At 71.7% G+C, this 17,042-nt stretch carries 13 protein-coding genes; 6 read left to right on the forward strand and 7 right to left on the reverse strand.

Annotated elements, in window-relative coordinates; translation table 11 throughout:
* Positions 1-32 precede the first annotated feature (32 nt).
* Both ACZ6S4_RS21560 and ACZ6S4_RS21565 read right to left on the reverse strand, forming a co-directional pair.
* Complete coding sequence (locus ACZ6S4_RS21560) at positions 33-1,721, reverse strand: GTPase (RefSeq protein ID WP_465476628.1); 1,689 nt, start codon at positions 1,719-1,721, stop codon at positions 33-35.
* Positions 1,718-3,463: an ABC transporter gene (locus ACZ6S4_RS21565; protein ID WP_465476651.1), complete on the reverse strand. Its 1,746-nt coding sequence runs from the start codon at positions 3,461-3,463 to the stop codon at positions 1,718-1,720. Before ACZ6S4_RS21565 ends, ACZ6S4_RS21560 begins: the two co-directional genes overlap by 4 nt.
* Positions 3,464-4,691: 1,228 nt before the next feature.
* Here ACZ6S4_RS21565 and dnaK point away from each other — a divergent pair.
* From dnaK to ACZ6S4_RS21585, 4 genes are all read left to right on the forward strand, one after another.
* Positions 4,692-6,581, forward strand: coding sequence for a molecular chaperone DnaK (gene dnaK, locus ACZ6S4_RS21570; RefSeq protein WP_465476629.1), 1,890 nt, complete (start codon positions 4,692-4,694; stop codon positions 6,579-6,581).
* Positions 6,578-7,201, forward strand: a complete 624-nt coding sequence (grpE, locus tag ACZ6S4_RS21575; protein ID WP_465476630.1) for a nucleotide exchange factor GrpE — start codon at positions 6,578-6,580, stop codon at positions 7,199-7,201. Before dnaK ends, grpE begins: the two co-directional genes overlap by 4 nt.
* Before the next feature lie 79 nt (positions 7,202-7,280).
* Positions 7,281-8,483, forward strand: coding sequence for a molecular chaperone DnaJ (gene dnaJ, locus ACZ6S4_RS21580; protein ID WP_465476631.1), 1,203 nt, complete (start codon positions 7,281-7,283; stop codon positions 8,481-8,483).
* A 27-nt stretch (positions 8,484-8,510) separates the two neighbouring features.
* Entirely contained in the window at positions 8,511-8,951 is a 441-nt protein-coding gene (locus tag ACZ6S4_RS21585; RefSeq protein ID WP_465476632.1) for a heat shock protein transcriptional repressor HspR, read from the forward strand.
* Positions 8,952-8,956: 5 nt separating this feature from the next.
* Here ACZ6S4_RS21585 and ACZ6S4_RS21590 read toward each other — a convergent pair whose 3' ends face one another.
* The 4 genes from ACZ6S4_RS21590 to ACZ6S4_RS21605 form a co-directional block, all read right to left on the reverse strand.
* A complete protein-coding gene (locus ACZ6S4_RS21590; RefSeq protein ID WP_360546866.1) occupies positions 8,957-9,403 on the reverse strand; it encodes a hypothetical protein in 447 nt (148 codons plus the stop codon).
* A 223-nt stretch (positions 9,404-9,626) separates the two neighbouring features.
* Complete coding sequence (locus tag ACZ6S4_RS21595) at positions 9,627-10,832, reverse strand: cation:proton antiporter (RefSeq protein ID WP_465476633.1); 1,206 nt, start codon at positions 10,830-10,832, stop codon at positions 9,627-9,629.
* 12 nt (positions 10,833-10,844) lie between these two features.
* Complete coding sequence (locus ACZ6S4_RS21600; protein WP_212992843.1) at positions 10,845-11,342, reverse strand: cation:proton antiporter regulatory subunit; 498 nt, start codon at positions 11,340-11,342, stop codon at positions 10,845-10,847.
* Between the two features lie 22 nt (positions 11,343-11,364).
* Positions 11,365-12,579 carry a sugar efflux transporter gene (locus tag ACZ6S4_RS21605; RefSeq protein WP_465476634.1) on the reverse strand — a complete coding sequence of 405 codons (1,215 nt, stop codon included), beginning with the start codon at positions 12,577-12,579 and terminating at the stop codon, positions 11,365-11,367.
* A 149-nt stretch (positions 12,580-12,728) separates the two neighbouring features.
* On the opposite strand from ACZ6S4_RS21605, the gene clpB reads away from it, so the two are divergent.
* The gene (clpB, locus tag ACZ6S4_RS21610; RefSeq protein ID WP_465476635.1) at positions 12,729-15,317 is read left to right on the forward strand and encodes an ATP-dependent chaperone ClpB; all 2,589 of its coding nucleotides are present in this window, start codon (positions 12,729-12,731) and stop codon (positions 15,315-15,317) included.
* Positions 15,318-15,359: 42 nt separating this feature from the next.
* Here the strand turns inward: clpB and ACZ6S4_RS21615 are convergent, their stop codons facing one another.
* On the reverse strand, positions 15,360-15,539 hold the full coding sequence (locus tag ACZ6S4_RS21615; protein WP_465476636.1) for a hypothetical protein: 180 nt from the start codon (positions 15,537-15,539) through the stop codon (positions 15,360-15,362).
* A gap of 347 nt (positions 15,540-15,886) precedes the next feature.
* Between ACZ6S4_RS21615 and ACZ6S4_RS21620 the strand changes: the two genes are divergently transcribed.
* On the forward strand, positions 15,887-16,927 hold the full coding sequence (locus tag ACZ6S4_RS21620) for a hypothetical protein (RefSeq protein WP_465476637.1): 1,041 nt from the start codon (positions 15,887-15,889) through the stop codon (positions 16,925-16,927).
* Positions 16,928-17,042 lie beyond the last annotated feature (115 nt).

A 17,042-nucleotide genomic window follows, 5' to 3' on the forward strand; every position in this document is an offset into this window, starting at 1 on the left:
GCCGAGCCTACCCGTCCAGGAGCTCGCCGGACCTATTCCGAACGGACGACCGTCAGGGCTTCACGTGCCTGTGCGTACCCGTTCAGCACCTCGCGGACCGGCGCGACGACGTATTCGCGGGCCACCTCGGTGACCGACCCCCGCAGGCGTTGCTCGGCGCGCCGGCCGGCGCGTCTCGCACCCAGGTTGACGATCGGCCGGATCAAGACGGCCAGCAGGGCACCGAGCAGGAGGCCGCCGAGCAGCAGCAACGTCGGCAACGGCACTTCGCCGACCTTCGGGTTGTCGAACGCGGGCAGGCCCAGGACGCGGACGGCGTACCCGGCGATCAGCCAGCCGAGGCCGACCACCGCCGCGATGGTGAACAGCCATTGCAGCAGGCCGACCACCGTCCACCAGATCGGCTTGCGGCTCATCCCGAGGTCGGTTTTGGCCACTGCCCGGTCCAGTGCGTCGGGCAGATCGCCCAGCCGGGACCGGGAAGCCGTGCTCAGCGCCGGGGCCCACACCTGCGGGATCGGCGCGGCGGCCCGGGCGGCGACGGCGCGGACGGACAGGCCGACCGCTGACTTCTGGGCCGCGTCCGCTTCCGGCAGCGAAGTCCGGGACACCGGAGCCGCCTCGATCGCGGTCTCCGCGGCCTCCGGCTTGTCGGTGGACAGGTGCAGGCGCTTGAGCGGGTCGGGGCGCAGCTTCCGAGCGCCGCGCACCAGCGGCCAGCCGGTGCTGGCGATCGCCCGGTGGCGGTAGGCGCTCGCGGTCGCGGCGGCCACGGCCGGGACGCCGGCGGACGCGGCGAGGGCGTCGCTGAGCTGGCGTACGGTCGCCCGGTCCACCTCGTCCTCGGCGGCCGGTGGGCCGATCGTGGTGGCCAGCTGCTCGGCCACCACATCGAGGTCACCGGCGAGCCGGCGCAGCGCGGCCTGCCGTTCGGCGACCGTCTTCTCCAGGGCCTCGCGCAGCTCGGTCAGCATGCCCGGCTGCTTGGCCGAGGTCGCCAGCACCGGTACGCCGTTCAGCCCGTCCTCGTCGAGCAGCCGCTTGAGGTCGGTGACGACGATCTCGGTGTCCGACGGGGAGAGCCGGTCCGCCTGGTTCAGCACCACGATGGTGATGTCGCTGTGCTGCTTGAACTGGCGCAGGTAGGCGTTGTGCAGGACGCGGTCGCCGTACTTCTGCGGGTCGACCACCCAGACCACCTGGTCGACCAGGCCGAGCAGCCGGTCCACCTCGAGCCGGTGGCCGCGCTCGACGGAGTCGAAGTCGGGCAGGTCGAGCAGCACGAGCCCGCGCAGGGCGGCCTCGTCGTCGCCGTCGAGGGCGCTCTCCCGGATGAAGCGCTGCCGGGGCAGCACGCCGACCCAGTCGAGCAACCTGTTCGCCGGCTCGAGCGGGCCCCAGACGCAGGCGTGCGCGACACCGGTCGTCGGCCGGCGTACCCCCACCGGCGAGAGCTTGAGCCGGGCCAGGGCGTTGAACAGGCTGGACTTGCCGCTGCCGGTGCTGCCGGCCAGCGCCACCACGGTGTGGTCCTGCGACAGGGCCAGCCGGCTGCCGGCCCGCTCGACCAGGGTGTGCGCGGCGACCAGGTCGTTGTCGGGCAGGTACGGGTCGGTGACCCGCAGGAAGCGCTGCAGGGCGTCCAGCCGGGCGACGAGCTGCTCGGCGTCCACCCGGTCGTCGCCGGTCAGCGCGTGCTTGACCCGCTCCACGAGGCTCATGACGGCGACCCGGTCAACGCGACTTCCTCCCTGGACCGCTCCACATCGGCCGCGGCCTGCCGCAGCGTGGCCCCCGGTTGCAGCTCGAGGCCCACGGCTGCGGTGCGGTCCGTGAACCGGGCCGCTTCCGCGTCGAGCAGCACGTTAACGCGTTTGAGCAGTTCCTCGCGGGCCCGGGTGGCCAGAGTACGGATCGCCTGGTCCCCGAAGATCGCTTCCAGCACCTTCTGCGCCGCGACGGTGGTGCCCGCGCCGACGGCCAGCTCGGCGCCGGTCGGGATGAAGGCGGTCGAGGTGAACACCGCGATCATCACGGTCAGGCCGACGCCGTTGACCGCGTACGCCGCGCCGCGCGCCACGACCCGCTTGTCGCCGGCCTCGCTGCGGACCAGCTCGAGCACGAACTGCTGCCAGTCGCGGATCACCCGCTCGGCGCGTTGCGGCAGGTCGGGCGAGGGCTTCTGCAGGCCCGGCTCCAGCAGCGCGACTCCGGCCGGGTGCGCCTGCCAGGCCGCGTACGCCTGCTCGGCCGCATCCGAAGCGACCCCGCGCAGCAGTAGGGCGAGCTGCGACTCCAGCGCCGCCTGCAGGTTGCGTCCGGGCGCCGGGCGGCCGGTGACCGCCGCGACGATCTTGTCGCGGAGCTGGCCGACCCGCGACTCCAGAGTGCGCAGCAGCTCACCGGTGCCGACGAACTCCTGCCAGCGGGCCAGCACCTCGCCGCGCAGCAGCCGGCCGTCCTGCAGGCCGTCCTCCATGGTCCGGCGGGCCGTGCGGTACGCCGCGGTGACCCGCTCGTCCAGGGCCTTCGCGGCGGTCGCCTGCTCGTCGGCGGCCTCGGCCAGCCCGGCCACCGCCGGGCCCAGCGCGGCCAGCGCGCCGTCGAGCGTCTGCTTGACCACGGCCGCCCGCGCGTTGGCGTCGGCCGCGAGCTGCGCGAACCAGTCGTGCAGCGGCCGGGTGACGTCCTCCGGCAGCAGACCGCTGCCCTCCAACGTGGACTCCGGCAGCACGAAGATCGGCGCGGCGCCCATGTCGCGGGCGGTGAGCATCTCGGCGAGGTGGGCGGAGATCTCGCCGGCCGCCTCGGCCGGCACCCGGTCCAGGACCAGGGCGATCACGGTGCCACGCAGCCGGGCGGTGGTGAGCAGCTCCCACGGTACGGCGTCGGCGTAACGAGCCGCCGTCGTGACGAACAGCCACAGGTCAGCGGCGGCCAGCAGCTGGGCGGCGAGCTGCCGGTTGCGGTCGACCACCGAGTCGATGTCCGGCGCGTCGAGAAAAGCCAGCCCAGGACCGAGCGCCGTCGCGGAGACCAGCTGCAGCGTCTGCGGATCCGTCGAGCTCTCAGCGGTACGCGTCAGCCCCGGCAGCAGATCGCCGTTGCGGAACCACGGGGAATCGGACGGATGGCTGACCAGCACCGGCGAACGCGTCGTCGGGCGCAGCACGCCGGCCTTGGTGACGGGCGCCCGGACCAGGCTGTTGACCAGGGTGGACTTGCCGGCGCCGGTGGAACCGCCGACCACGACCAGCAGCGGCGCGTCGAGCCGCGCGAGGCGCGGCAGCAGATAGTCGTCGAGCTGGGCGACCAGCGCGGCGCCGATCCGCTTGGCCTCCTCGGCGGAGGGCATGACCAGGGGGTACGGCGTCCCGCCGATCGCCGCGCGCAGCTTGGACAGGGCGACGGCAAGATCCCCGACGGCGGGCGGCGGCTCGACGGGCGGCACCGGCGCGAGCACAGCGGCGAGGTCCTTGGGCCGGGAGGGAGAGATCGGCGCATCGTCCTTGGCCGCGGCGGGTTTGTCCTTGCCGGCCTTCTTGTCGACCGCCGGGGATTTGGCAGTGCCGGTCGTCTTGGCGACCACGGTCGGTTCGTCCTCGGCGGGCGCGTCGATCAGGGTGGGCTCTTCGGCGCCGGCCGGCCGGCCGGCGACGGTCGGCTCCTCGTCGGCCGGGCGCGACGTCGGCAGCGCCTCGGTGTCGGCCGCGGGCCCCTCGACCAGGGTCGGCTCGTCGCCGGCGTCGGATTTCGCGACCAGCGTGGGCTCGTCGCCGGTGGTCGGCTTCTTGACGAGCGTCGGCTCGTCGCCCGCGTCGGATTTCGCGACCAGGGTCGGCTCGTCGCCGGCGCCGAGCTTCGCGGCCGGGGTTGACTCGTGGCCGGCGCCGAGCTTCGCGGCCGGGTTTGACTCGTGGCCGGCGCCGAGCTTCGCGGTTGGGGTCGGCTCGGGCTCGGTGGCCGCCGCGGGCTCCGTGTCGGATGCGGATTTCGGCTCCGCGGACGAGTTGGGTCCGGGGGCGCCGGAATCTGCTTCCACTGCGTCAGCGGACTTCGGCTCGTCGGCCGACGGGGGCTCGACGGCCTTCCCGGTCTTGGCCGCGGCGCTGGGCACGGTCGCCGCGGGAGCGCTCTCCGGCGTACCGGGAGGTGCGGTGCCGGCTGGTGTGGTCGGCTCGTCGGGGATCTGCTCCCCGGCCGGCTGCTTTGACTTCGTCGTCACGACGTTTCCCGTGGTCGCGGCCGTGGTGGGCGGCCATTCCGGCTTCGGTGGCGTGGTGGCGGCAGGCTCCGGCTGCGCGCCGCTGTCGGCCTCGTCGGCCTGGGCGGACGGACCTGCGGTTGTCGCGTCTGCGACCGTACCGGATGATTTGTCGGGTTGGCTGGCGCCCGCCGCTGCGGGCGCGCCGTTGGTCTGGGCTTTTGTGGGGGGTGGGTCGGCTACGGCGGGAGTGGCCGACGGACCGACCGCGTCACCGTGCGTCGTCACGGGTAAAGCGTGCCTGATCTATGCATTCCCCACAACAGGTACCCCGTCGCCGTGACCGGACAGGTACCTGCTGACAGTGAGTTGCGCCGCCTTGACTCAACTTTCGCTTGCAGAGTTGGATCGCCGTGGCATCATTGAGTCCGGTCCACTCAACTTGAGTCCCGAGACTTGCAACCGGCAATGAAGCGAGGAAGCGAACATGGCACGAGCGGTCGGCATCGACCTCGGCACCACGAACTCCTGCGTCAGCGTTCTCGAGGGCGGTGAGCCCACCGTCGTCGCGAACGCCGAAGGCTCCCGGACGACGCCGTCCATCGTCGCCTTCGCGCGCAACGGCGAGGTGCTCGTCGGCGAGGTCGCCAAGCGTCAGGCGGTGACCAACCCCGACCGGACGATCCGTTCGGTCAAGCGGGAGGTCGGCACCAACTGGTCCGTCGACATCGACGGCAAGAAGTACACCCCGCAGGAGATCTCGGCGCGGGTGCTCATGAAGCTCAAGCGCGACTCCGAGGCGTACCTCGGCGAGTCGGTCACGGACGCGGTCATCACCGTCCCGGCCTACTTCAACGACGCGCAGCGCCAGGCCACCAAGGAGGCCGGTGAGATCGCGGGCTTCAACGTCCTGCGCATCGTCAACGAGCCCACCGCGGCCGCGCTCGCGTACGGCCTGGACAAGGGCTCCAAGGAGCAGACCGTCCTGGTCTTCGACCTCGGCGGCGGCACCTTCGACGTCTCCCTGCTCGAGCTGGGCGAGGGCGTCATCGAGGTCAAGTCGACCTCCGGTGACAACCACCTCGGCGGCGACGACTGGGACCAGCGCGTCATCGACCACCTGGTCAAGACCTTCCGCGGCGAGCACGGCATCGACCTCTCCACCGACAAGATGGCCCTGCAGCGTCTGCGTGAGGCCGCCGAGAAGGCGAAGATCGAGCTCTCGGCCGCGTCGACCACGAGCATCAACCTGCCGTACATCACCGCCGGCCCGGCCGGTCCGCTGCACCTGGACACGACCCTGAGCCGGTCGGAGTTCCAGCGCATGACCCAGGACCTGCTGGACCGCTGCAAGGGCCCGTTCGAGCAGGCCATCAAGGACGCCGGCATCAAGATCCAGGACGTCGACCACGTCATCCTGGTCGGCGGCTCCACCCGTATGCCCGCGGTGTCCGACCTGGTCAAGTCGATGACCGGCCGCGACCCCAACAAGGGCGTCAACCCGGACGAGGTCGTCGCCGTCGGTGCCGCCCTGCAGGCCGGTGTGCTCAAGGGTGAGGTCAAGGACGTCCTGCTGCTCGACGTGACCCCGCTGTCGCTGGGCATCGAGACCAAGGGCGGCATCTTCACCAAGCTCATCGAGCGCAACACCACCATCCCGACCAAGCGCTCCGAGGTCTTCACCACGGCCGACGACAACCAGCCGTCCGTGCTGATCCAGGTCTTCCAGGGCGAGCGCGAGATCGCGGCGTACAACAAGAAGCTCGGCACCTTCGAGCTGACCGGCCTGCCGCCGGCGCCCCGCAACGTGCCGCAGATCGAGGTCACCTTCGACATCGACGCGAACGGCATCGTGCACGTGGCCGCCAAGGACATGGGCACCGGCAAGGAGCAGAAGATGACGATCACCGGCGGCTCCGCGCTGCCGAAGGACGACATCGAGCGCATGATGCGCGACGCCCAGGACCACGCCGACGAGGACAAGCAGCGCAAGGAGGACGCGGAGACGCGCAACCTGGCCGAGCAGCTGCAGTGGCAGACCGAGAAGTTCCTGGCCGAGAGCGGCGACAAGCTGCCCGAGGACTCGCGCAACCAGATCAGCGAGGCGCTGGGCGACCTGCGCGGCGCGCTGGGCGGCAGCGACATCGAGAAGATCAAGACCGCGCACGAGAAGCTGGCCTCGGTCTCCCAGCAGGCGGGTTCGCTGCTGTACGCGCAGCAGAACCAGGACGGCACGCAGGGCGCTCCCGGCCCCGACGGCACCCAGGGTGCCCCGGGCGGCGCGGGTGCCGGTGCGGCCGGCGCGAGCGCGGGCCCGAACGCCGGCGGCGCTGACGACGTCGTGGACGCTGAGATCGTCGAGGACGACAAGAAGTGAGCCGGTCCGACGACGGGAACGACGGTGAGGCAACCGAGCGCGTCGTCATCCGGGACCGGCGCAAGATCGACGTGAAAGGTAAGGACACCAAGGTGGCCAAGCAGGCCGAGGAGGAGTCCACGGGAGGCGCGCACCGCGCTGCCGAGGAGCCGGAGGAGGGCGTGGTAGTCGACACGCCCGCCCTCGGCGCCGAACTGGAGGCGTTGCGCACCGAGCTCGAGGAGCGCACCCGGGACCTGCAGCGAGTGACTGCTGAGTACGCCAACTACCGCAAGCGTGTCGACCGTGACCGCAGCGTGGCGGCCGAGCAGACCACCGGCTCGGTGCTCACCGCGCTGCTGCCGGTGCTGGACGACATCGACCGGGCCCGTGAGCACGGTGACCTGAACGGTCCGTTCGCCACCGTGGCCGAGGCGCTCGGCGCGTCGGTCGGCAAGCTGGGGCTCGTGGCCTTCGGCGAGAAGGGCGACCCCTTCGACCCGACCCGGCACGAGGCTGTCGCGCACCTGACGTCGGCCGACGTCACGGAGCCGACCTGCGTCGAGGTGATGCGCCGCGGTTACACCCTGGGCGAGCGGCTGCTGCGGCCCGCCCTGGTCGCGGTCGCCGACCCCGAGTGACGAGCACCTGTCCCGCCCACCGCACGGTGGGCGGGACCTCGGCCCGTATGACGACGATCCGGTGGAGGAGGTGGGCTCGATGAGTTCGAAGGACTGGCTGGAGAAGGACTTCTACGCCGTTCTCGGGGTGGGCAAGTCCGCCTCCGCCGACGAGATCAAGAAGGCGTACCGCAAGCTCGCCCGGGAGAACCACCCGGACCACAACCCCGGCAACAAGGACGCCGAGGACCGGTTCAAGGCCGCGTCCGAGGCGTACGACGTGCTCTCCGACGACAAGAAGCGCCGCGAGTACGACGAGATGCGCTCCCTGTTCGGCTCGGGTGCGTTCCGTCGCGGCGCCCGTCCGGGCGGTTCCCAGTTCGACCCGTCCGACCTGTTCGGCGGCGGATTCAGCGGGGCCGGTCAGGGCGGCGGGTCCGGTGACCGCCGGTTCGGCGGCGCCGGCTTCTCCGACATCTTCAGCTCCATCTTCTCCGGCGGTGGCGCCGGCGGGGCGGGAGCGGGCGCCCGCCGGGGACCCCAGCGTGGCCGGGACGTCGAGGCCGAGGTCACGCTCGACTTCGCGCACGCGGTCAAGGGCACGACGCTGCCGCTGACGTTGCGGTCGCCCGGGGTCTGCGACACCTGCCACGGCAACGGGGCCAAGCCCGGCACGGTGCCGCGCACCTGTCCGCAGTGTCACGGCTCCGGGCTGATCTCCCGCAACCAGGGGTCGTTCAGCTTCTCCGAGCCGTGCCGCGAGTGCCAGGGCGCGGGCAGCATCGTCGACGAGAAGTGCCCCGAGTGCCGGGGCACCGGCGGCGTGACCAAGAACCGCACGATCAACGTCCGCTTCCCCGCCGGGGTCGCCGACGGCCAGCGCATCCGGCTCTCCGGCCGGGGCGAGCCGGGCGACAAGGGCGGCCCCGCCGGAGACCTGTACGTGCAGGTCAAGGTCAGGCCGGACGAGATCTTCGGGCGGACCGGCGACGACATCACGCTGACCGTGCCGATCACGTTCGCGGAGGCGGTGCTCGGCACCGATCTGCGCGTCCCCACGCTGGACACGCCCGTGACGCTGCGGGTGCCGGCCGGCACGCCGAGCGGCCGCACGCTGCGGGCACGCGGCAAGGGTGTGCAGCGCCGGGACGGCCAGGCCGGCGATCTGCTGGTCACCGTCGAGGTGCAGGTCCCGTCCCCGGGCGCGGTGCCCACCGAGGCCCGGGACGCGCTCGAGCAGTTCGCCAAGCTCACGCCCAACGCCGAGCGGGAGCGCATCGAGGCCCGGCTGCGCCGCGGCTAGGTCAGGACCCCTGTCAGGAGGTGGCACATGTATGAAGAGATCAGCGTCTCGTGGGAGCAGGCCTCCGACGCAAAGGTCCTGATCATCTCCGTCGCGGCGCGGCTGGCCGGGATGCACCCGCAGACGCTGCGTCAGTACGACCGGCTCGGCCTGGTGCAGCCCGGCCGAGCCGGTGGCGGCGGTCGCCGCTACAGCGAGCGTGACGTCGCGCTGCTGCGTGAGGTGCAGAAGCTGAGCCAGGAAGAGGGCGTCAACCTGGCCGGCATCAAGCGGATCATCGGGCTCGAACAGCTCGTGGGCGAGTTGCAGGAACGGGTGGTCGAGCTGGAACAGCAGCTCGGCGAGGCGTACCAGCGGATTGCTCAGCTGGAGTCGGTTGGGCCGTACCCTGGGCGCGATCTGGTGCGGCGGGAACGGCCATCGACCGCGCTGGTGGTGTGGCGCCCGCGCCGCTCCGGCGAGCGGTAGGAGCCCTAGCGGCGACCGAAAGCGGCGAGGCGTCGGGGGTGGCGCACCAGGCCACCCTCGATCCAGTCCTCGTACTCGAACAGCTCGGGGCGGGTCATCAGCACCCGGCAGTTGTGCGCCCACATCGCCATCGGCTCGTCGCCGACCTCTTCCGCGCGCTCCACGTACTTCTTCAGGCGGCGCTTGCGCTGGGAGGTCGCGTTGGGCCGGACACCGTCGGCCGCGTAGATGTACATGCAGTGCAGCGCGAAGCGCCGGGCCGGGCACTGCCGGTCCATCGCCAGCTCGAACAGGGTGGGCGCGAGCACGTCACCGGCGATGAGCAGGTCCCAGTCGGACGGCATGGCGTCCAGCGGCACGGCCTCGGGGTGGTAGGCCCAGGCCTGCAACTCTTCCGGCCGTGGATCGACCGGGTTCACGAACCCGAAGAAGGCCGACTCACGCACGGTCACGACGCCGCCTCGTTTAGCTCACTCATGCCGCCGTCCTCCCCGGCAGAGGGCCGTGCTGACCCGCTGGGAAGGCATCCCCCTGCATCCGGCGAGTCGCTGGTCACCCGATAACACGTTGTTGTCGCGGCGACACGTTAGCGCGAGGTGAGTGTTCTACGGAAGTCGTCAGAGATCACTTTCGGATACTGGTCAGTAGCTTAGTGCTCGCTGAGCGCGGAAAAGGTCATTCAGCAGCGGGAACGGCTTCCACCGGCCGGCGCACAGCCGACCTTTTCCGGATCATTGCCTTGAACCAGGCGTAGTCCGACAGGCGGGCCAGCATCGGCCCGGTCACCACGGTGATGAGCACGTAGGCGGTCGCCAGCGGCGCCAGCTCGGGCTCGACGCCGGACGCCACGGCCAGTCCGGCGATGACGATCGAGAACTCACCGCGCGGCATCAGGGCCAGCCCGGCGCGCACCTGACCGGGCAGCGCGATGCCGGCCCGGCGGGCGGCGATCACGCCGGTCAGCACCTTGGTCAGCATGGTCAGCACGGCCAGGCCCAGCGCGGGCAGCAGCACCGGCGGCACCGCGGCGGGATCGGTGGAGAGCCCGAAGAACACGAAGAAGACCGCCGCGAACAGGTCGCGCAACGGCGACAGGATCTGCGTCGCGTGGTGGGCGACCGGCCCCGACAGCGCGATTCCCACCAGGAAGGCTCCCACAGCAGCGGACACCTTCAGCTCGGCGGCCACCCCGGCGACGAACAGCGTCAGCCCCAGCACGCTGAGCAGCAGCGCCTCGGCGTCCTTGACCGAGATGAAGCTGGAGATCGCGTGGCCGTACCGGATCGCCACGACCAGCACCGCGACCACCGTGAGCACCGCGACGGCCAGCGCCTTGAGCCCGCCGACCAGCCCCACCCCGGCCAGCACGGCGGTCACCAGCGGCAGGTAGAACGCCATCGCGAGGTCCTCGATGACCAGCACCGACAGGATCACCGGGGTCTCGCGGTTACCGATGCGGCCCAGGTCGCCGAGCACCTTGGCGATCACCCCGGACGACGACACCCAGGTGATCCCGGCCAGCACCAGCGCGGCCTCCCAGCCCCAGCCGAGCAGGAACGCGAAACCGGCCCCGGGCAGGGCGTTGAGGACAGCGTCGACCACGCCGGCGGGCGCGGCCGAGCGCAGGTTGCCGACGAGCTCGCTCGCCGAATACTCCAGGCCCAGCATGACCAGCAGCAGGATGACGCCGATCTCGGCGCCGACCTCGATGAACTCCTGGCTGGCCGACAGCGGCAGGAACCCGCCGTGGCCGAACGCGAGCCCGGCCAGCAGGTAGAGCGGGATGGGGGACAGGCCGAAGCGGCGGCCGATGCGCCCGAGCATGCCGAGCGCGAAGAGCAGCGCGCCCACCTCGATGAGCAGGATTGTCGTGCTGTGCACTGGCGGCGCGGCTCAGTCGCCGGTGTCGCCGGCCAGGATGGCGGTGACGCCGTCCAGACCTTCGCGGGTGCCGACGGCGACGACGACGTCGTTCGCCTCGAAACCGAAGGACGGGCCGGGGGAGGCGATCACCTCGCGGTCGCGCAGGACGGCCACGATGGACGCGCCGGTGCGGGTGCGGGTGCGGGTGTCACCCAGGCGGCGGCCGACGAACGGCGAGCCGGCGGGCAGGGCGATCTGCTCGGTGAGCAGACCCGCGGCCTGCTGCCGCAGGCCGGCGAGCTGGCCGAGCATGAGGGACGCGCCGAGGACGTCGGCGAGCGCCTCGGCCTCGTCGTCGGTCAGCGGTATCGACGCCAGGCAGGCGTCGGGGTCGTCCACGTCGTAGAGGACCAGGTCGCGGCGGCCGTTGCGGTGCGAGACCACCCCGACCGTACGGCCCGACGAGGTCACCAGGTCGTGCCGGACACCGATGCCCGGCAGTGGAGTCTGCTCTACCCGTACGCGCACGCCTCCAACGGTAACGGATCAGTCAGGCCGGCTGCGGTATGCGCTCGTTACGTACCACGATCAGGAGCAGCAGCCCGGCTGCGCACAGTCCGGTGCACAGCCAGTACGCAAGCCGGTAGTCGAAGTGCTGGGCGACGCCGAACAGCGGCCCGGCCAGCATCGCGCCGAGCGGGAACGAGTTGGTGAACAGGGTCGTGGCCCGTCCGGGCTGCCGGGGCAGCATGTTCTGCATGTAGGAGATGCCCAGCCCGGAGACCGCGGCGATGAACAGCGCGTTGAGCAGCTGCCCGCCGATGAGCAGCCAGAGGTCGGTGGCCACGGCGACCAGCGCGTAGTACGCGACACCGCAGGCGGCCCCGCCGAACAGCAGCCCGCGCAGCGGCAGCCGGGTGGCCAGCACGCCCAGGCCCAGCATCAGCGGGATCTCCAGGGCGGCACAGAGCCCGAGCAGCAGACCGGCATCGCCGACATCGCCGCCCACGTCGGTGCTGATGAACAGCGGCAGCGCCTGCACCGCGAGGGTCAGCGGCGTCTGAAGCAGGGTGAAGGCGGCGGCGGTGAGCCACAGCGTCCACCTCGGCGCGTCCAGGCGGTCGTCGACGGGCGCGTCCGGGGTGTCGGGGGCAGCGGCCGCGGGCGCCGGGACCTCGTCCAGCCAGAAGATCGCGACCAGGGCGGCGAGGGCGTACATCAGGGCGGCGGTGCCGTAGACCCAGACGAAGCTGCCCGCGTCGAGCAGGAACGCGGCCAGCGGCGGACCGGCGACCCAGGCGAGCGAGAAGACCGTGCGCAGGGCGCTGATGCCGAGCGCGGCGCGGGACGGGTCGTCGCGTTCGAGGACCTGCCGGGCGTACGCGAAGGATTGCGGGAACAGCGACCCGGCCAGCGCGAAGGCGGTGACCGCCAGGGCGAGCAGCACCCAGTAGTCACGGACGACCGCGGTCAGGCCGGTGCCGATCAGGCCGGCCACCGCGCCGGCGATCAGCAGCCGGCGCCGGATCGGCCGCCGGTCGGAGAGCCGGCCGACGAGCACCGAGCCGAGCACGCCGCCGAGCGGCGCGACGATCAGGAAGAAGGTGATCTTGAGGGGCCCGGCGTCCACGTCCGTGCTGAGGAACAGCGACAGGAACGGGTTGAACAGGGCGGTCGAGATGCCGACGGCCAGGAAGAGGAATCCGAGCGGGAGCAGAGCCCGACCGATGCGTGACCCGAGCTGAGACGATGTTTCCTGGGCCATTACGGCCACGCTACGGCCATCGTGGGGCATTGCCCATGGTGATGCGGGTTACCCCCGGGTTCGGGTGAGTGGCCGACGTAGAGTTGAGTGGAATACGCTCAAGTCTCGGATTGCTGCACTACTGGGGAAGATCCGATCCAGGGGAGCTCATGAACGCCGAACGCCTGACCACCAAGAGCCGCGACGTCATCACCGGTGCGGTAGCCGACGCGAACCAGCGGGGCCACGCCACCGTCGAGCCGTGGCACCTGCTCCTTTCGCTGCTCGACACCGGTGGCTCCACCGCGTCGGCGCTGCTGCGCGCGGTCGGCGCCAATCCGGCCGACGTCCGGCGCGCGGCCGTACGCGCCGTCGAGCAGCAGCCCTCCGCCCGCGGCTCCTCCACCGCCGAGCCCAGCCTGTCGCGCGAGTTCGTCAACGCCATCGGTGAGGCCGAGCTGATCGCCAAGCCGCTCGGCGACGAGTACGTCTCCACCGAGCACCTGCTGGCCGGCCTGGCCCGCGTCGGCGGTGCGGTGGGCAAGACCCTGCGCGACGCCGGTGCCACCGAGGAGACCCTGGTCGGCGCCTTCCCGGCGGTCCGGGGCGGCGATCGGCGGGTCACCACCGCCGAGCCCGAGCAGACGTACCAGGCGCTGGAGAAGTACAGCGTGGACCTGACCGCGCTGGCCCGCGAGGGCAAGATCGACCCGGTGATCGGCCGCGACGCCGAGATCCGCCGGGTGGTCCAGGTGCTGTCCCGGCGCACCAAGAACAACCCCGTGCTGATCGGTGAGCCCGGCGTCGGCAAGACGGCGATCGTCGAGGGCCTGGCCCAGCGCATCGTGGCCGGCGACGTCCCGGAGACCCTGCGCGACAAGAAGCTGGTCTCGCTCGACCTCGGCGCGATGGTCGCCGGCGCGCAGTACCGCGGCCAGTTCGAGGAGCGCCTCAAGAGCGTGCTCGAGGAGATCCGCAACTCCAACGGCCAGGTCGTCACCTTCCTCGACGAGCTGCACACCGTCGTGGGCGCCGGCAAGGGCGAGGGCTCGATGGACGCCGGCAACATGCTCAAGCCGATGCTGGCCCGCGGTGAGCTCCGGATGGTCGGCGCGACCACGCTGGACGAGTACCGCGAGCACATCGAGAAGGACCCCGCCCTGGAGCGGCGCTTCCAGCCGGTCGTGGTCGGTGAGCCCACCGTCGAGGACACGATCGGCATCCTGCGCGGGCTCAAGGGTCGCTACGAGGCGCACCACCGGGTGCAGATCACCGATGCCGCGCTGGTCGCCGCCGCGGCGCTCTCGGACCGCTACATCAGCGACCGGTTCCTGCCGGACAAGGCCATCGACCTGATCGACGAGGCCGCCTCCCGGCTGCGCATGGAGATCGACTCCCGCCCGGTGGAGCTGGACCAGCTGCAGCGGCAGGTCGACCGGATGCGGGTCGAGAAGCTCGCGCTGGCCAAGGAGACCGACCCCGCCTCGGTCGCCCGGCTGGAGCGGCTGGAGCGTGACCTCGCCGACCGCGAGGAGGAGCTGACCGCCCTGAACGCTCGCTGGGAGCGTGAGCGCGGCGGCCTCAACCGGGTCGGTGAGCTGAAGAAGAAGCTCGACGAGGCTCAGGCGGAGCTCGAGCGCGCGCAGCGCGACGCGGAGTGGGAGAAGGCGTCCCGCCTGCAGTACCAGGAGATCCCCGCGCTGATGACCGAGATCGAGAGCGCGTCCGCGGCGGAGGAGGAGAAGACCGAGCCGCCGATGGTCAAGGAGGAGGTCGGCGCCGACGACATCGCCGAGGTCATCGCCTCGTGGACCGGCATCCCGGCCGGCCGGATGATGGAGGGCGAGACCGCCAAGCTGCTCCGCATGGAGGAGTCGTTGCAGGCCAGGGTGGTCGGCCAGACCGAGGCCGTGGCCGCCGTCTCCGGAGCCGTACGCCGGGCCCGGGCCGGAGTGGCCGACCCGGACCGCCCGACCGGCAGCTTCCTGTTCCTCGGCCCCACCGGCGTCGGCAAGACCGAGCTGGCCAAGGCGCTGGCCGGCTTCCTCTTCGACGACGAGCGGGCCATGGTCCGCATCGACATGAGCGAGTACGGCGAGAAGCACTCCGTCGCCCGGCTGCTGGGCGCCCCGCCCGGATACGTCGGTTACGAGGAGGGCGGCCAGCTCACCGAGGCCGTACGGCGGCGGCCGTACTCGGTGGTGCTGCTGGACGAGGTCGAGAAGGCCCACCCGGACGTCTTCGACGTGCTGTTGCAGGTGCTCGACGACGGCCGGCTCACCGACGGCCAGGGCCGTACGGTCGACTTCCGCAACGCCATCCTGGTGCTGACCTCCAACCTGGGCTCGTCGGTCATCTCCGACTTCACCCTGGGCGAGGAGGAGCGGCGCGAGGAGGTCATGGCCACCGTCCGGGCCCACTTCAAGCCCGAGTTCCTCAACCGGCTCGACGACATCGTGGTGTTCCAGGCGCTGACCTCGCAGGACCTGGCGGCCATCGTGGACATTCAGCTGGGCCGGCTGCGGCACCGGCTCGCCGACCGCCGGCTCGCCCTCGAGGTGGGTGAGGCCGCGGTGCAGTGGCTGGGTGAGCGCGGCTTCGACCCCATCTACGGTGCGCGTCCGCTGCGCCGGCTGGTCCAGTCGTCGATCGGCGACTCGCTGGCCCGGGCGCTGCTCGCGGGCGAGATCGTCGACGGGGACACGGTCCGGGTCGACCTCAGCGAGGGCAAGGACGGTCTGTCCGTACGCCGGGCATGAAAAAACCGGGGCACCCGAGCGGGTGCCCCGGTTTCTCGTCGATCAGCTGGCCCGCGCCTGCCGCTGCCGGTAGGCGTGGGTCATCAAGATGTCCGTGATGGCGTGCTCGCCGTCGGACGACCAGATCCTGATGCCGTCGCGGTGCAACTGGTACCGGACGTCGGTGTAGCTGGTTCTCGTGTCGTCATGGTGCACGACGGTCAGGGTGTCTGCGTGGGGCATGGGACTCACCGGTCCTTGTCGAGTCTGGGGCGGCCGCGGCAACCTCACGCGGCCGGCGCAATCGGGAAGGTGCCCGTATCCGGTCTGCCTGGCCCCCGGCGTGCGTTGGGCGGGGGCGGCGACTCGGCCGGGCAGGCGGCGTCACCGGAGGACTCTGGTGCCTGCGGCGCGCCACGGATGGAAGTGTAGGGGTCACGTTCGACCTGTGTCGTCCCCCTGAACGAGCGACCTGTTTCAGGCGATTTCGTCGTACATCGGGCGATGTTGCCACACCCGGGGGCTCGATGTCGGCCGGTCGACGGATCTGGCAGCCGCCCGATACCGTGGTGGATCTAGGAGGTATCGCCGTGTCTGATCCGATGTACCCCGGGCACACCACTCGGACCCGCCCGATGGTCGTCTCCGTCTCGTCATACCTGCTCTACTTCAGCGCGGCCGCCTCGATCATCTCCGCGGTGCTGTCGCTGACCACGATCGGCACGATCCGGCGCGTCTACTCCGACCTCTACGCCGACACCGCGGGAGCCGGCACCGAGAGCGTCATCGTGGCGGCCAGCGTGGTCGGCGTGGTGATCAACATCCTCTTCGCCGCCGGCCTGGCCATCCTGGCGATCTACAACAACCGCGGCAAGCAGGGTGCCCGCATCACGACCTGGGTGGTCGGTGGCATCTTCCTCTGCTGCAACGGCTTCGGCCTGCTCGGCAACGCCGCGACCAGCGGGATGAACCTGGACGCCGGCAACACCTCGGGGCCCAGCGCCAGCGAGGTCGAGGCCCGGCTCGCCGACGAGCTGCCCGGCTGGTTCACCCCGATCTCCACCCTGCTGACCGTGCTGGTCGTGCTCGCGCTGCTGGGCGCGGTGATCCTGCTGGCGCTGCCGGCCGCGAACGCCTACTTCCGCAAGCCGCAGGCCGCGTGGGACCCGCTGAACCCGTACCCGGGCTATCCGGGCCAGCCGGCGGCTTACCCCGGATACCCGAGCCAGTCGCCGTACCCGACATACCCGGGTCAGCCCGGTCAGCCCGGTCAGCCCGGTCAGCCCGGTCAGCCCGGCCAGCCTGGCCAGCCTGGCCAGCCCGGCCAGCCCGGCCAGGCGTACTACCCGGGTCAGCCCGGCCAGGGCTACCCGGGTCAGCCCGGTCAGCCGCCCTATCCCGGCACTGGTGGCCAGCCGCCGTATCCGCAGAGCTCGCCGCCCGGCGGTGCCGGCGACACGACCCCGCCGCCCGCTTCCGGTGCCGGCGCGGTTTCCGCGCAGGACCCGACCGGCGGCGACCCGCACACGGGCAGCGTGCCGCCCACCGATCCGTGGAGTCCGCCGTCGCCGCCCGCGTCGTCGCCGCCCTCCGACGACAAGCCGGGCCGGCAGCCGACCGATCCCGCCTGACCCCCGCTCGTCTCGGGGGGGGGGGGGGGGCGGGGGGGGGGGGGGGGGGGAGGGGGGGGGGGGTGGGGGGGGGGAACCAAGGGAGAGGGAGGGGGGGAGTGACCCGGTCATCCTC

It is taken from the genome of Actinoplanes sp. NPDC051405 (assembly GCF_055586185.1).

What these genes read in the sequence shown, in the direction of transcription:
- ACZ6S4_RS21560 (WP_465476628.1), bottom strand. Translation starts at nt 1,721, where the DNA reads ATGAGCCTCGTGGAGCGGGTCAAGCACGCGCTGACCGGCGACGACCGG.
- dnaK (WP_465476629.1), top strand. Translation starts at nt 4,692, where the DNA reads ATGGCACGAGCGGTCGGCATCGACCTCGGCACCACGAACTCCTGCGTC.
- dnaJ (WP_465476631.1), top strand. Translation starts at nt 7,281, where the DNA reads ATGAGTTCGAAGGACTGGCTGGAGAAGGACTTCTACGCCGTTCTCGGG.
- ACZ6S4_RS21585 (WP_465476632.1), top strand. Translation starts at nt 8,511, where the DNA reads ATGTATGAAGAGATCAGCGTCTCGTGGGAGCAGGCCTCCGACGCAAAG.
- ACZ6S4_RS21605 (WP_465476634.1), bottom strand. Translation starts at nt 12,579, where the DNA reads ATGGCCCAGGAAACATCGTCTCAGCTCGGGTCACGCATCGGTCGGGCT.
- clpB (WP_465476635.1), top strand. Translation starts at nt 12,729, where the DNA reads ATGAACGCCGAACGCCTGACCACCAAGAGCCGCGACGTCATCACCGGT.
- ACZ6S4_RS21615 (WP_465476636.1), bottom strand. Translation starts at nt 15,539, where the DNA reads ATGCCCCACGCAGACACCCTGACCGTCGTGCACCATGACGACACGAGA.